General features: G+C 75.2%; 13 protein-coding genes. 3 read left to right on the top strand and 10 right to left on the bottom strand.

Annotated features, from left to right (window positions below):
• The 3 genes from B0E53_RS06220 to B0E53_RS06210 form a co-directional block, all read right to left on the bottom strand.
• A partial coding sequence (locus B0E53_RS06220) for a rhodanese-like domain-containing protein (protein WP_107075107.1) occupies positions 1–430 on the bottom strand: 430 nt, incomplete at its 3' end.
• 50 nt (positions 431–480) lie between these two features.
• Positions 481–933, bottom strand: coding sequence for a cysteine dioxygenase family protein (locus B0E53_RS06215; protein WP_107075106.1), 453 nt, complete (start codon positions 931–933; stop codon positions 481–483).
• 115 nt (positions 934–1048) lie between these two features.
• Positions 1049–1426, bottom strand: coding sequence for a signal peptidase I (locus B0E53_RS06210; protein ID WP_107075105.1), 378 nt, complete (start codon positions 1424–1426; stop codon positions 1049–1051).
• 68 nt (positions 1427–1494) lie between these two features.
• Here B0E53_RS06210 and B0E53_RS06205 point away from each other — a divergent pair, with 68 nt between their 5' ends.
• Both B0E53_RS06205 and B0E53_RS06200 read left to right on the top strand, forming a co-directional pair.
• A complete protein-coding gene (locus B0E53_RS06205; protein ID WP_107075104.1) occupies positions 1495–1887 on the top strand; it encodes an ankyrin repeat domain-containing protein in 393 nt (130 codons plus the stop codon).
• 62 nt (positions 1888–1949) lie between these two features.
• Entirely contained in the window at positions 1950–2897 is a 948-nt protein-coding gene (locus B0E53_RS06200; RefSeq protein WP_210405952.1) for a DUF3500 domain-containing protein, read from the top strand.
• Positions 2898–2907: 10 nt separating this feature from the next.
• On the opposite strand, the gene B0E53_RS06195 is transcribed toward B0E53_RS06200, so the two are convergent.
• The 7 genes from B0E53_RS06195 to B0E53_RS06165 form a co-directional block, all read right to left on the bottom strand.
• On the bottom strand, positions 2908–3666 hold the full coding sequence (locus B0E53_RS06195) for a class I SAM-dependent methyltransferase (protein ID WP_107075111.1): 759 nt from the start codon (positions 3664–3666) through the stop codon (positions 2908–2910).
• Between the two features lie 43 nt (positions 3667–3709).
• Entirely contained in the window at positions 3710–4213 is a 504-nt protein-coding gene (locus tag B0E53_RS06190) for a DUF2231 domain-containing protein (RefSeq protein WP_107075102.1), read from the bottom strand.
• Positions 4214–4289: 76 nt separating this feature from the next.
• Positions 4290–5030 (bottom strand): GAF and ANTAR domain-containing protein, encoded by a 741-nt coding sequence (locus B0E53_RS06185; RefSeq protein ID WP_107075101.1) that lies wholly within the window; start codon positions 5028–5030, stop codon positions 4290–4292.
• 189 nt (positions 5031–5219) lie between these two features.
• Positions 5220–7514: an accessory Sec system translocase SecA2 gene (gene secA2 / locus B0E53_RS06180; RefSeq protein ID WP_107075100.1), complete on the bottom strand. Its 2295-nt coding sequence runs from the start codon at positions 7512–7514 to the stop codon at positions 5220–5222.
• 109 nt (positions 7515–7623) lie between these two features.
• On the bottom strand, positions 7624–9372 hold the full coding sequence (locus B0E53_RS06175) for an ABC transporter ATP-binding protein (RefSeq protein ID WP_107075099.1): 1749 nt from the start codon (positions 9370–9372) through the stop codon (positions 7624–7626).
• Positions 9373–9401: 29 nt separating this feature from the next.
• Positions 9402–10490, bottom strand: coding sequence for a zinc-binding dehydrogenase (locus B0E53_RS06170; RefSeq protein ID WP_107075098.1), 1089 nt, complete (start codon positions 10488–10490; stop codon positions 9402–9404).
• Positions 10483–11523, bottom strand: a complete 1041-nt coding sequence (locus tag B0E53_RS06165; protein ID WP_107075097.1) for a Gfo/Idh/MocA family oxidoreductase — start codon at positions 11521–11523, stop codon at positions 10483–10485. Before B0E53_RS06165 ends, B0E53_RS06170 begins: the two co-directional genes overlap by 8 nt.
• Before the next feature lie 249 nt (positions 11524–11772).
• Between B0E53_RS06165 and B0E53_RS06160 the strand changes: the two genes are divergently transcribed.
• The gene (locus B0E53_RS06160; RefSeq protein WP_246835265.1) at positions 11773–12753 is read left to right on the top strand and encodes a glucosyl-3-phosphoglycerate synthase; all 981 of its coding nucleotides are present in this window, start codon (positions 11773–11775) and stop codon (positions 12751–12753) included.
• Positions 12754–12763: the final 10 nt, after the last annotated feature.

Genomic DNA, 12763 nt, shown 5'->3' with positions numbered 1-12763 from the left:
TGGGGCCGAGCGTGGGCAGGCCGGCGATGCGCCAGGCGGCGAAGCCGCCCGCCACGTCGGTGGCCCGGTGCAGGCCGAGGTCCTGGAGTGCGGCGGCGGCCAGCGAGGACGTGTAGCCCTCCTGGCAGAGGACGATCACCGGCACGTCGTAGTCGACGGCCTGCGGCAGCCGCGCCGCGCAGCGCGGGTCGAAGCGCCACTCCAGGACGTTGCGCTCGACGGCGAGGGCACCCGGGACGGTGCCGTGCGCGGCGCGTTGGCCGGCCGGCCGGATGTCCACCAGCAGCGCCCCGCCCCGGACCGCCAGGTGGGCCCGCTCGGGGTCGAGCCGGCGCAACCGGGCGCGGGCGGCGGCGAGGATCTCGTCGATGCTCCGCGAGCCGGGTGGCGGGACCGGACAGCTCTCGGTGCGGGTGGGGGGCTGCGCCATCGTGGCGTCCTTCCGTGCGGCGGGTCTCGGGGACAGGGGTGCGGGCCGGTTCACCAGGCGAGGCCGGCCTCGGCCACCTCGGCGACCAGGAGCTGCCCGGCGACGAGGCGGTAGCGGGTCATCCGGCGCAGCGCGGGCCGGTAGGCGTGCACGCTGACCGCCGGCTGGTCGGTCCGGTTGGTGACCACGTGGACGTGCCGGGGGCCGAAGCGCCGGCCGGCGCCGGCGGTGAGCCGGTGGGGGCGCAACCGGCCGCCGCCGACGGTCTCCTCGACGAGGGTGCCGGCGACGACCAGGAACGCGCCCGAGGAGCCGCCGTGGTCGTGCAGGTCGGTGCCCTGCCCGGGGAGCCAGCTCAGCGCCCACACCTCGTGCTCGTCGTCGGCGGCGAGCCGCGCGTACCACCGCTCGGCGCGGTCGAAGCGCAGCGGCACGGGCCAGCGGGCCGGGTCGGCCCAGCGGGCGGCGACGGCGAGCAGGTCGGACGGGTCGGAGCTGGTCATCGGCGGGGCGTCCTCACGGTACGGGCGGCGCATGCCCCTCACTATAGGCTTTAAACCCTATAGGTTTAGTAGGTAATATCGAATGCTGGGACGGTCCGGTCCGCGGGCCGGGCGGTCAACGCAGGACGGGCGGGTCCACCCGGTAGCCGGGGACCGACGGCCAGCGCACGGTGAGCACCACCGACTCGCGCTCGGCGTACCAGGAGTGGTCGACGCCCCGGCCCCAGACCACGTAGTCGCCGGGGGCGCGCAGCACCACGGTGCGGTCCGGCAGCTCGATCCGGAACGCGCCGCTGATCAGCACCAGCAGGGCGGTACGCCGCTCGCCGGTGGCCCACCGCGAGCGGGTCTCCCCCGCCGGGTGCACGCCCCACTTCACCTCGACCTCGGTGCTGTGCCGGACATCGCCGAGCGGCTTGAAGTGGCCCAGCAGCCAGCCCGCGTCGGTCGCCCCGTCCACCGCCGCGTTGCCGACGTACACCCGATCGTCCATCCACGCCCCCTGTGCCGGCTCGGCAAGCTACCAGGCGGTACCGGCGAGGCGCCCACTAGCCTGGACGGATGCCCGACGAACTCGACGCCGAGACGCTCGCCTTCGCCCACCGGATGTTCGACCTGGCCCGCGCCGGGACGACCGACGAGCTGGCGGCGAACGTGGACGCGGGGCTGCCGGTCAACCTGACCAACGACAAGGGCGACACGCTGCTCATCCTGGCCGCGTACCACGCCCACCCGGAGACCGTGGGCGCGCTGCTCGCCCGCGGCGCCGACCCCGCCCGGACCAACGACCGGGGTCAGACCGCGCTCGCCGCGGCGGTGTTCCGCCGCAACGCCGAGGCGGTCCGGGCGCTGCTCGACGCCGGCGCCGACCCCGAGTACGGCGACCCGTCGGCCGTCGAGACCGCCCGTTTCTTCGACCTTCCCGAGATGCTCGCCCTCCTCGGCCGGAGCTGACCGGCCCGGGCGAGGTGCCGGCGCGCCCGACGCGGCCGGCGGCGAGGCGGTATACAGGTGCGGTGGAGGATCCCGTACCCGAGCAGATGCGCGCGGCGGCCGGCGCGCTGCTGGCGGCGCTCGACGAGCCGGCCCGGCAGCGGGCCCGGCACGACTTCGACGACGAGCCGGCCCGCCGGTGGCTGGAGTACCGGCCCCGGCCCCGGCCCGGCGCCAGCCTCGCCGACCTCGACGTCACCGCCCGCAAGGCCGCCCACCGGCTGCTCGCCACCGCGCTCAGCCCCGCCGCGTACGCCCAGGCCATGGCCGTGGTGGCGCTGGAGGAGGTGCTCGACCGGGCGGAGGACTGGCGGCGCGGCCGGCACAGCGGCGACTACTGGGTGGCCGTCTTCGGCGACCCGGCGCGCGACGACCGGTGGGCGTGGCGGTTCGAGGGACACCACCTGTCGGTGAGCATGACCGTGGTCGACGACCAGGTCTCCCCCGCCCCGATCTTCCTCGGCGCCAACCCGGCCACCGTCCGGCACGCCGGCCGGCCGGTCTCCCGACCGCTCGGGCCGGAGGAGGACCTGGCCCGGGAGCTGCTCGACGCGCTCGGTCCGGCGGGACGGGCCGCCGCGGTCGTCGCCGACGAGGCGCCGGGCGACATCATCAGCGCCACAAGGCCCGGCGCACCCGGGCGGCTCGACCCGCTCGGCGTGCCCCGGGACCGGCTCACCCCGACCGGCCGGGCGCTGCTCGACCAGCTCGTCGCGCTCTACCTGGACCGGCTCCCGCCGGAGCTGGCCGCCCGGGAGGCGGGCCGGCTGGCGGGCGGCGAGCTGCACTTCGCCTGGGCCGGCCCGGTCGGGCCGGGGCAGCGGCACTACTACCGGATCCAGGGCGACGACCTGCTGATCGAGTACGACAACACCACCGAGGACGGCAACCACGCGCACACCGTGCTGCGCCGCCCGGCCAGCGACTTCGGCGCCGACGTGCTGGCCGCCCACCACGCCGCCGCGCACTGACGCCGGCCGGTCAGGGGCGCCGGGCCTCGATGAGGAAGCGGCGGGCGTGCGCCACGAACGGGCCCTCGGCGCGGATCCGCTCGTGCAGGCGGCGCAGCTCGGCCCGATAGCGGTCCACGGTGAAGCCGGGCACGGTCCAGACCACCTTGCGCAGGAACCAGACCACCGCGCCGACGTCATGGAAGACGGTCCGCAGGGTGGCCGTGCGCAGGTCCACCACGGTCAGCCCGGCGGCCTCGGCGGCGGCGACCGCCTGCTCCGGGTGGCGGCTGGCCGGCGGCGGCAGCGGCCCGAGGATCGCCTCGCTCAGCTCGCGGACGGTGCCGGCACCGATCTGCTGGGACAGGTAACCGCCGCCGGGGCGCAGCACCCGGGCGATCTCGTCCCACCAGGTCTGCACCGGGTGCCGGCTGACCACCAGGTCGAACGAGGCGTCACGGAACGGCAGCGGCGGCCGGTCGGCCACCTGGACCACGGCCGCCCCGATCCGGCCCAACGTCCGCCTTGCCACCGGCACGTTCGGCGGCCACGCCTCGGTGGCGACCAGCAGCGGCGGCGGGACGGGGACCTCGGCCAGCACCTCTCCCCCGCCGGTGTCGATGTCCAGTGCGGCGCGGACGGTGGCCATCCGGGCGCCCACCAGGCGGGCGTAGCCCCAGGGCGGGCGCTCCTCGGTGGCCCGCCCGGCCAGCCAGGCGAAGTCCCAGCCCTCGACCGGCGCCGCCGCGCCCTCGGCGATCAACTCGTCGGCGTTCCGCACCGTGCTCATCGGCAGAGCCTGGCGGCCGGGGGCGGCGGGCGGCAAGGCGTTTTCAGGCCTTCGGGCGGATGATCTCCACGGTGGCGCCGGGGATGTCGCGGAGCGCCTCGAAGCCGGTCGGGTCGGCGGCCCGGCCCCGATCGAACTGGCGCATCAGCCGGGCGCCCAGCCGCACCCCCACCGAGCCCACTGCCAGCGCGAGCAGCTCGGTGGCCACCTCGACGCCGGTCGCGCCGCGCTGCGGCGCCTGCGCCCGGATCAGGCAGGTGAGCAGGAACAGCGCCGCCATCGCGGCGTTGACCAGGTTGAACGTGATCGCGGTCCGGCGGGTCTGGTCGGCCCGCACGTCCCACAGGTCGACCATGCCGGCGACCGCTGTGAGCCCGGCGGCGACCAGGGCGGCGACCGCCGTCCAGTAGCCCACCTCGCCGAGGAAGGCCGGACCGCCGGCGACGTCGGCCAGGTCGAAGACCGCGGCGCTGACGAAGAGTCCGAACGGGAACGTCACCAGCATCGGTTGGATCGGATGGCCCTGCACCCGCAGCCGGCTCTCCATCGGTTCCTCCCCAGGTCGGATCAGCTCACCAGTCCAGGGTGCTACCCGAGGCCCACCGGGGCGAAACGAATGTCGCTCAGTTGTCCCGGGGCCGGGAGACGGTGAGCACGAGCCGCTCGGCCACCTCGCGCAGCGGTATGTCCAACGAGGAGGCGGCGCTGCGGAGCACGTCCAACGCCTCCGGGGCGGGGCAGCCGCGCTGCGTCATGATCACTCCGACGGCCTGCCCGAGGACCCCCTCCGCCAGCAACGCGGTGTCGAGCTGGTCGGCCCGGGCGGCCTGCCGCTCCCGGTCCCGGGCGGCGGCCAGCAACAGCCCGGCGTGCTCGGCGAGCAGCATGGCGGTGAGCTGGTGCCGGGGGGTGAGCGCGCCGGCCGACTCGGCGTAGAGGTTGATCGCGCCGATGACCTGCTCGTCCACGTCCACCGGCGCGGAGATCACCCCGTGCAGGCCGAGCCCGCGGGCCCGCTCCGTCCAGGCCGGCCAGGGTGACGTCGCGGCCAGGTCGGCAGCGGTGACCATCTCGCGGCGCCGGATCGCGGTCATGGCCGGTGTGTCCGGGCCGTGCCGCAGGTCGTCCAGCTCCGCCCGCGCCGGGTCGGAGGCGGCCACCCCGGCGGGCTCACCGGCGCGCAGCGCCGTGAAACCGCAGCAGTCCACCCCCGGTACGGCGTCCCGGGCGATCCGGACCAGCCGGTCCAGCGCCTCGTCGAAGCCGGCGACCGCGATCAGGCCGGCGGTCAGCTCCCGCAGCAGCGCGGCGGTCTCCAGCACCCCGAGCGTGTCGATCATGGGCTCCCGCGTGTCGAGGTTCACCGGGCCACGGCCTCCGCCACCCCCGCGACCGTCCACGCGGTGTCCCCGTCCGGCGCCGTTGCCTGTCCCATGTCCACTCTTCTCCCTGACTCGAAGCCCCGCCCTACTACCCTCCCAAACCAGGAACGAAACCGCGCAAAGGGGTCCCTTCCGGCGCGGTACGCACCGGACGGGACCCCTCGCGGACGGTCAGCGGGAGCCGGAGATGAGCCGCCGCCCCACCGAGGCGATCAGCCGGTCCAGCTCGGAGCCGAACGGGTTGTCGTGCACCAGGTAGGTCCAGGTGGCGGTCGGCCGCACCAGCTTGGCGGAGTCCGGCTCCCACCCGTCGTCGAACTCGGTCTCCTCGAAGGTGGCGATCGTCCGCGTCTCGATCTCCGGAATCAGCTCGTTGAACGCCGGCACCGCGCTGCGGTGGAACTCGTCCAGCGGGTCGAGCCGGCCCAGCGCCCGCAGGTGCACGCCCTCGCGCACCTCGGAGAGCTCGGCCAGATGGTCGGCCCAGAGCCGGTCCAGGTGGTAGAGGGCGATCGTGCGGGCCACCTCGGCGAGCAGGTCCTCGTCCATCTCGCCGGCCTTCTCCGGCACCCGCTCCAGCAGCATCAGCGCGGCGATGTCGCTGGTGAGCAGCCGCTCCCGGCGCTCGGCGAGCGCCTTGCGCTGCTGCTCGATCACCTGGCTGTAGCGCCAGGTGTTGCGGTGGATCTCGTGGTTGACGCCCTCCGCGACCCGCTGGGCGTGCTCCACCGCGTAGTCGACCTGCGGGTCGGTGACCAGGCCGTCGGCGTTCATCCGGGGCGACGGCGGGACGGTGTCGCCGGCGTGCCGGACGACCAGGTCGTCCTCCAGGCTGACGAGGAAGACCGAGCCACCCGGGTCGCCCTGCCGGCCGGCCCGGCCGCGCAGCTGGTCGTCGACCCGGCGGCTGTCGTGGCGGCCGCTGCCGATCACGTAGAGGCCGCCCAGCTCGGCGACCCGCTCCCGGTCGGCCTGGTCGCTGCCGCCGAGCCGGATGTCGACGCCCCGGCCGGCCATCTGGGTGGAGACGGTCACCGCGCCGTACGCGCCGGCCTCGGCGATGATCCCCGCCTCCTCGTCGTCGTTCTTGGCGTTGAGGACGACGCAGGGCACCCCGGCGGCGTGCAGGCCGGCCGCGAGACCCTCGGACTCCTTGACGTCGAGGGTGCCGACCAGCACCGGGCGGCCGGCCTCGTGGCAGCGCCTGATCTCGTCGATCAGCGCCTCCTCCTTCTCGGCCCGGGTGGCGTAGATCCGGTCCGGCTCGTCCTCCCGGATGCACGGGGTGTTCGGCGGGATCACCGCCACCTCGAGGCCGAAGAACTCGCGGAGCTGGTCGCCGACGAGGACCGCGGTCGCGGTCATCCCGCAGACCGTGGGGTAGAGCGCGATGTAGGCCTGCACGGTGATGGTGCCGAGCACCTCGCCCTCGGCGGTGGCGTCCAGGCCCTCCTTGGCCTCGACCGCCGCCTGGAGCCCGTCCGGCCAGCGGCGGCGCTGGGCCACCCGGCCGCGCATCTCGTCGATCAGCTCGACCGAGGAGTCCCGGACGATGTAGTCGACGTCGCGGTGCAGCAGGGCGTGCGCGTGCAGCGCCACGTTGACCGCGGAGAGCTGCGCGACGTGCTCCTCGTCGTAGAGGTCGATGCCGCCGAGCTTGGCCTCGACGGTGGCCAGGCCGGCCGAGGTGAAGGCGACGCTGCGGCCGTCCTCGGCGATCGTGTAGTGCCGGCCCTTGCGCAGGCCCCGGACCAGCGCGGCGGCGGCGTGCACCGGGTCCTGCTCGCCGGGGACCGCGCCGGCCAGGACCATCGGCACCCGGGCCTCGTCGATGAGGATGGAGTCGGCCTCGTCGACGACCGCGGTCTTCAGCGTCGGCTGGACCCGGTCGGCCAGGTCGGTGACGAGCTGGTCGCGGAGGAAGTCGAAGCCGGCCTCGCTGACCGACACGTAGGTGACGTCGCAGGCGTAGGCGGCACGCCGCTCCTCGGGGGTGGACGCCTCGTTGACCCAACCGACGTTGAGCCCGAGCAGGGTGTAGACCGGGCCCATCCACTCGGCGTCGCGGCGGGCCAGGTAGTCGTTGACGGTGAGCACGTGCACCGGGCCGTTGCCCATCCGGACGTGCCCGTACGCGGCGATGGTCGCGGTGAGCGTCTTGCCCTCACCGGTGGCCATCTCGGCGACCTTGCCGGAGAGCAGCGCCATGGCGCCGAGCAGCTGGACGTCGTACGGCCGCTGGTCGAGGCTGCGGCGGGCCGCCTCGCGGCCGATCGCACAGATCTCCTCGTAGCCCGCGGCCTGCCCGGCCGCCTCGGTCAGCTCCGCGTCGGAGAGCTTCTCCAGCTCCGCCTCGCGGGCCTCGATCGCCGGCAGCAGCTTCTCCAGCGGGGCCAGGTCGACCGTCGTCCCCGGGCGCTCGAGGAACCGCCGGAACCTGCTCTTCAGACGTTGCGACACACCCATGAGCGGCAACGGTACGCGAACCGGAGCCGATTGTGACCCCCGCCCGGCGCGGGCGCCGGGCCGTGTCCGGATTGCGACGCGTTTCCGCAGGTCAGGGCGCTTTTCCTGATCATCCGACGAGGAGCTGGTGGGTGGCCAGCTCGCGGTAGAGCGGGTTGGTCGAGGTCAGCTCGTCGTGCGTGCCGACGGCGACCACCCGGCCGCCGTCCAGCACCACGATCTGGTCGGCGTCCACCACGGTGGAGAGGCGGTGGGCCACGATCAACAGGGTGCGGCGCACCGCGACGGCGTCGATGGCCCGGCGCAGCGCGGCCTCGTTGCGGGCGTCGAGGTTGCTGGTCGGCTCGTCGAGCAGCAGCACCGGCGGCCCGGCCAGCAGCGCCCGGGCGATGGCCAGCCGCTGCCGCTCGCCGCCGGAGAGCAGCACGCCGCCCTCCCCGACCTGCACGTCCAGCCCGTCGGCCGTCCGTTCGGCCAGGTGCCCGAGGTTGACCTCGTCGAGCACGGCGCGCAGCCGGTCGTCGGTGGCCTCCGGCGCGGTGATCAGCAGGTTGTCCCGGAGCGTGCCGGCGAGCACCGGCGCCTCCTGCTCCACGTAGCCGAGCCGGGCCCGCAGCGCGTCCCGGGGCAGGTCGCGCACGTCCACCCCGTCCAGGCGCAACGCGCCGCCGGTCACCTCGTAGAAGCGCTCGACCAGGGCGAGCAGGGTGGACTTGCCGGCGCCCGACGGGCCGACCAGGGCGGTACGGGTGCCGGCCGGCACCGTGAAGGTCACCTCGTGCAGCACCGGGGGGCCACCCGGGTAGCCGAAGTCGACCCGGTCGAACTCCACCGCCGCCGGCCCGGTCGCGCCGGGCCGGCCGGTCACCGGGGCCGGCCGGTCGTCCGCCCCCTCCCCCGGCACGGCGAGGATCTCCTCGATCCGGGCCAGCGCGCCGAGCCCGCTCTGCAGCTGGGTGTACGCGTGCACCGCCTGCCCCAGCGGCAGCACCAGGAAGAACAGGAACATCACGAAGGCCACCAGGTCGCCCACGCTGATCGCCCCGGCCGCCACCCGGGCCCCGCCCACGGCCAGCACCAGCAGGAACGCGCCCTGGACGGTGACCGTGCTGGCCGGCCCGACCACCGCCTGCGCCCGGGCCACCCGCAGCCCGGCCGCGTACGCCTCGGTCGCGCTCCGCGTCACGGTGGCCGTCTCCCGCCGCTCGGCGCGGCTGGCCCGGATGGTCCGGGCCGCCGAGATGGCCCGCTCGACGGCGGAGGTCATCTCGCCGACCCGTTCCTGGGCCTGGCGGGCCAGCCCGCGCACCCGCCGGGCGACGGTGAGGGCGAAGCCGACGCCGACCGCGACGGCGGCCAGGGTCACCCCGAACAGCAGCGGGTCCAGCAGCAGCATGGCGGTGCCGGCGCCGAGCACCATGACCGCCCCGGTGACGGTCTCGAACAGGCCGGAGGTGACCACCGCCCGCAGCAGCGTGGTGTCGGCGCCGACCCGGGACAGCAGGTCGCCGGTGCGGCGCCGGTCGTACTCGGCGATGGGCAGCCGCAGCACGTGCCCGGCGAGCCGCCGTCGGGTGCCCAGCACGAGGCCCTCGGCGGTGCGCTGGAGGAGGTAGTCGCGGAGCCCGCCGAGCAGCGCGCCGACCACCACGAGCGCCACCAGGGCGACGACCAACCCGGCGGCCGGGCGGCCGGCGGTGATCCGATCCAGCACGCCCCGGGTGAGCAGGGGCTGGCCCAGCGCCGCCCCGGCGCCGGTGAACGACAGCGCGCCCACCGCGACGAGGGTGCCGCGGTGGGCGCGCAGGTACGGCAGCAGGGCGGCGAGCCCGGGCGGGCTCCCGGCGTCGGTGGTCATGGCAGCACGGTAACCGGGCCGGCCCAGGCTCAGCCGGTGAGCACCACCTGAAGCTCGGAGCGGCGCCGCTGCGCCAGGCCGGTGAGCAGCGCCGGCGCCTCCTCCAGCGGTGCCACCGCGGAGACGAGGTGCTTGCGGATCAGGTCGCCGTACTGGCGCAGCAGCTCGATGGTCTCCGCGGAGAGCCGCTCCCGGTCCCACGTCGGGGCCAGCCCCCGCGGCACCCGGCCGATCTGGGCGCAGCGCAGCGACAGCCCGTTGTGGTGGAACTCCTCGCCGAGCCGGACCGCGTCCGCGCCGGCCTGGTAGAACGCCAGGTCGATCACGGTGCCCTGGGGGCGCAGCAGGCGCAGCGCGAGCTGGAGCGCCCAGTCCTGGCCCCGGCACTGGAAGACCACGTCCGCGCCCCGGTCGCCGGCGGCGTGGTTCCACCGGGTCTTCAGGACCACGGCCGGGTCGTCCGCGTCCGGGTCGAGGGTCTCCAGGCCGAGCGCCTCCGCCACCTCGCGCCGGGCCGGGGTGGGGTCGAGGACCACCACGGAGGCGGCACCGTGCCGCCGCGCGAACAGCGCGGTGAGCAGCGCGACCACCCCGCTGCCGACCACCGCGACCCGCCGGCCGCGTACCCCGTCGCCGAGCGAGCGGACGTCGGTGCCGCACAGGTCCGCGGCGGCGTGCAGCAGGCCGTTGGCGCAGATCGGCCCCATGTGCGCGACGTAGACGCCGAGCAGCGGGTCGAGGTCGTCGGGCAGCGGCACGAACCGCTCGGCGACCGGGTCGGCGACGTACCCGCTGCGGTGGCCGTACGTCATGGCGCCGACCGTGCCCACGGCGACGGCCGGGGTACGGCTCTCCACCACCCGGCCGACCTGCATGTAGCCGAGCCGGGTGACCGGGTACGGCGTGCTGGCCCCACCCGGCTGGAAGAGCCCGAGGTCGGCGTTCCAGGTGACGTGGAGATAGGGGTTGGTGCCCTTGACGTAGCTCAGCTCGGTGCCCGCGGACACCCCGCTGTAGAGGGTCTCCACCCGGAAGGTGCCCTCGCGCAGCTCCGCCGCGTCCTGCTCGACCAGCTCGACCCGGCCCGGTCCGCTGACCACCACCACCCGCTCACGCATCGACGGTCACCCCCGTCGGCTCGGGCGGCGTCGCGTCGGCGACCGCGGCGGTCAGCCGCGCGGCCGGCCCGGTGGGCAGCGCCACCGCCCGCCCGGTACGCGCCGACTCGGCCACCGCGAGGGCCAGCCGCTGGGTGCGCAGCGCCTCGGCGTACGGGACCCGGACGTCGTCGCCGACCCCCCGGACCGCGTCGACGAAGGCCCGGTCGACGGCGACCCGGGCGCCGTCCGGGTCGGCGGGCAGGTGCCGCTCGCCGTCGGCGTCGCAGATGGTCAGGCCGTCCTCGGCCAGCGACAGGGCCAGCCCGTCGGCGAGGATCTCCAGGCCGGCCCGGTGCTTCCAGCCGAGCACGCAGGCCGCGGCGAGGGTGCCGACCGCACCGGAGGCGAAGCGCAGGGTGGCCGCGGTGACCGAGTCGATGTCCGCGCCCTCCACCGGCGGCGGGGTGCCGTCGCCGTACGCGGTCACCTCGGTCGCCTCGCCGACCAGCAGCCGGACCAGGTCCAGGACGTGTGCGGCCTGCTCGACGACCGGCCCGCCGGAGCGGTCCCGGCGGGCCCACCAGGCGACCGGCGGCACCTTGTCCAACCAGGCGCCGTTGACCATCCGCACCGGACGGTCGGCGAGCATCTGCCGGGCCTCCTCCACCACGTGCAGGTAGCGCCAGTGGTGGCCGACCCCGGTGAGCAGGCCGCGCCGCTCGACCAGCGCGGCGACCCGCTCCGCGGTCTCCAGGTCCACCGCCACCGGCTTCTCCACGAACATCGGCACCCCGGCGTCGATGACCGCCTCCTCGACCGGGCCGTGCGCGAACGGCGGCACGCAGACGTAGACCGCGTCCGGGCCGGCGGCGAGCATTTCGTCCACGTCGCGGAAGGTCCGGGCGCCGTGCGCGCCGGCGAGCGCCTCCGCGGCGTCCGGGGCGACGTCGGTCACCCCGATCAGTTCCACGTCGTCGAAGCCCGTCAACACCCGGGCATGGCGTTGCGCCACCCCGCCGGCTCCGACCAGTCCCACCCGGCACGCGCGCATGCTCTCGACCCTCTCGCCGCTACGACAGTCTGCCGAGAGCACTCCCCGGGCGGCCCCGTGGTCAAACGCGGACGGACGCGCAATCAAACGTTCACCGGGCGGGAACCGGCCGGTACCCAGGTCGTGATCAGGCTGTTAGGCATGATCCGGTTAGCACGGGCGTTGAATTGGGAAAACCAGAAGCCCGTGGTTCCGCCACAACCTGGGGGTGTGCCCGTGCGGGATACAGATTCGATCGTCTCACCTGTGGTGGAGGCCTGGGCCACGTACCGCACGACGTCCGCCGACAACTGGCCGGCCCGGCGCCTGCTGCGGGCGAAGGGCGCCAGCCGGGTCAGCGTGGTGCTGCCGGCGCGCAACGAGGAGGCAACCGTCGGGGCGATCGTGTCGACGATCCGGGAGCACCTCATGGACCGGGTGTCGCTCGTGGACGAGCTGATCGTGGTGGATTCCCGGTCCACCGACCGGACCGCGCAGGTGGCCCGGGCGGCCGGCGCCGAGGTGGTCAGCCAGGACGCGATGACGCGTGGGCTGCCCCGGCTCACCGGCAAGGGTGACGCGCTCTGGGCTGGGCTGGCCGCGGCCGAGGGCGACGTGGTCGCGTTCGTCGACGCCGACCTGCGGGAGTTCCGGCCGCACTTCGTCACCGGACTGCTCGGGCCGCTGCTCACCGACCCGTCGGTCGACTTCGTGAAGGGCTTCTACCACCGGCCGCTGGTCGGGGCCACCGGGGTGGAGGCCGACGGCGGGGGCCGGGTGACGGAGCTGATGGCCCGGCCACTGCTCAACCTGTTCTGGCCGGAGCTGGCCGGCTTCGTGCAGCCGCTCGCCGGCGAGTACGCCGGCCGCCGCGAGGTGCTGGAGCGGGTGCCCTTCGTCTCCGGCTACGGCGTGGAGACCGCCATGCTCATCGACCTGCTGGAGCTGGTCGGGCTGGACGCGTTGGCCCAGGTGGACCTGGGTGAGCGCAAGCACCGTCACCAGGACACCGCGGCGCTGGGCCGGATGTCGGCGCAGATCATGCTGACCGTCTGGTCCCGGTTGCAGCGGCGCGGCTGGGCGGTGCCGGGCCTGGAGCCGACCGCCCTGCTGACCCAGTTCCGGCGGGGCGGCTCGGAGGCGCTGCCCAACCTGGACCGCGAGATCGTGGTCAGCGACGTCTCGATCGAGGAGCGGCCGCCGCTGGCGCAGCTGCGCCACCGGGTGCCGCGGCGGCGGGTCGCGGCGTGAGCGCCGCTGA

Origin of the sequence: Micromonospora sp. MH33 (assembly GCF_003013775.1) — a bacterium.
Lineage (GTDB): Bacteria > Actinomycetota > Actinomycetes > Mycobacteriales > Micromonosporaceae > Micromonospora > Micromonospora fulviviridis.
Note: the sequence above shows the minus strand (reverse complement) of the source record. Positions and strands in the feature narration are given on the sequence as shown.

Bases quoted from the DNA above. Each gene is read 5' to 3' on its own strand.
- B0E53_RS06165 (WP_107075097.1), bottom strand. From the start codon at position 11,523: ATGCGCGCGTGCCGGGTGGGACTGGTCGGAGCCGGCGGGGTGGCGCAA.
- secA2 (WP_107075100.1), bottom strand. From the start codon at position 7,514: ATGGGTGTGTCGCAACGTCTGAAGAGCAGGTTCCGGCGGTTCCTCGAG.
- B0E53_RS06190 (WP_107075102.1), bottom strand. From the start codon at position 4,213: ATGGAGAGCCGGCTGCGGGTGCAGGGCCATCCGATCCAACCGATGCTG.
- B0E53_RS06195 (WP_107075111.1), bottom strand. From the start codon at position 3,666: ATGAGCACGGTGCGGAACGCCGACGAGTTGATCGCCGAGGGCGCGGCG.
- B0E53_RS06175 (WP_107075099.1), bottom strand. From the start codon at position 9,372: ATGACCACCGACGCCGGGAGCCCGCCCGGGCTCGCCGCCCTGCTGCCG.
- B0E53_RS06215 (WP_107075106.1), bottom strand. From the start codon at position 933: ATGACCAGCTCCGACCCGTCCGACCTGCTCGCCGTCGCCGCCCGCTGG.
- B0E53_RS06205 (WP_107075104.1), top strand. From the start codon at position 1,495: ATGCCCGACGAACTCGACGCCGAGACGCTCGCCTTCGCCCACCGGATG.
- B0E53_RS06210 (WP_107075105.1), bottom strand. From the start codon at position 1,426: ATGGACGATCGGGTGTACGTCGGCAACGCGGCGGTGGACGGGGCGACC.
- B0E53_RS06170 (WP_107075098.1), bottom strand. From the start codon at position 10,490: ATGCGTGAGCGGGTGGTGGTGGTCAGCGGACCGGGCCGGGTCGAGCTG.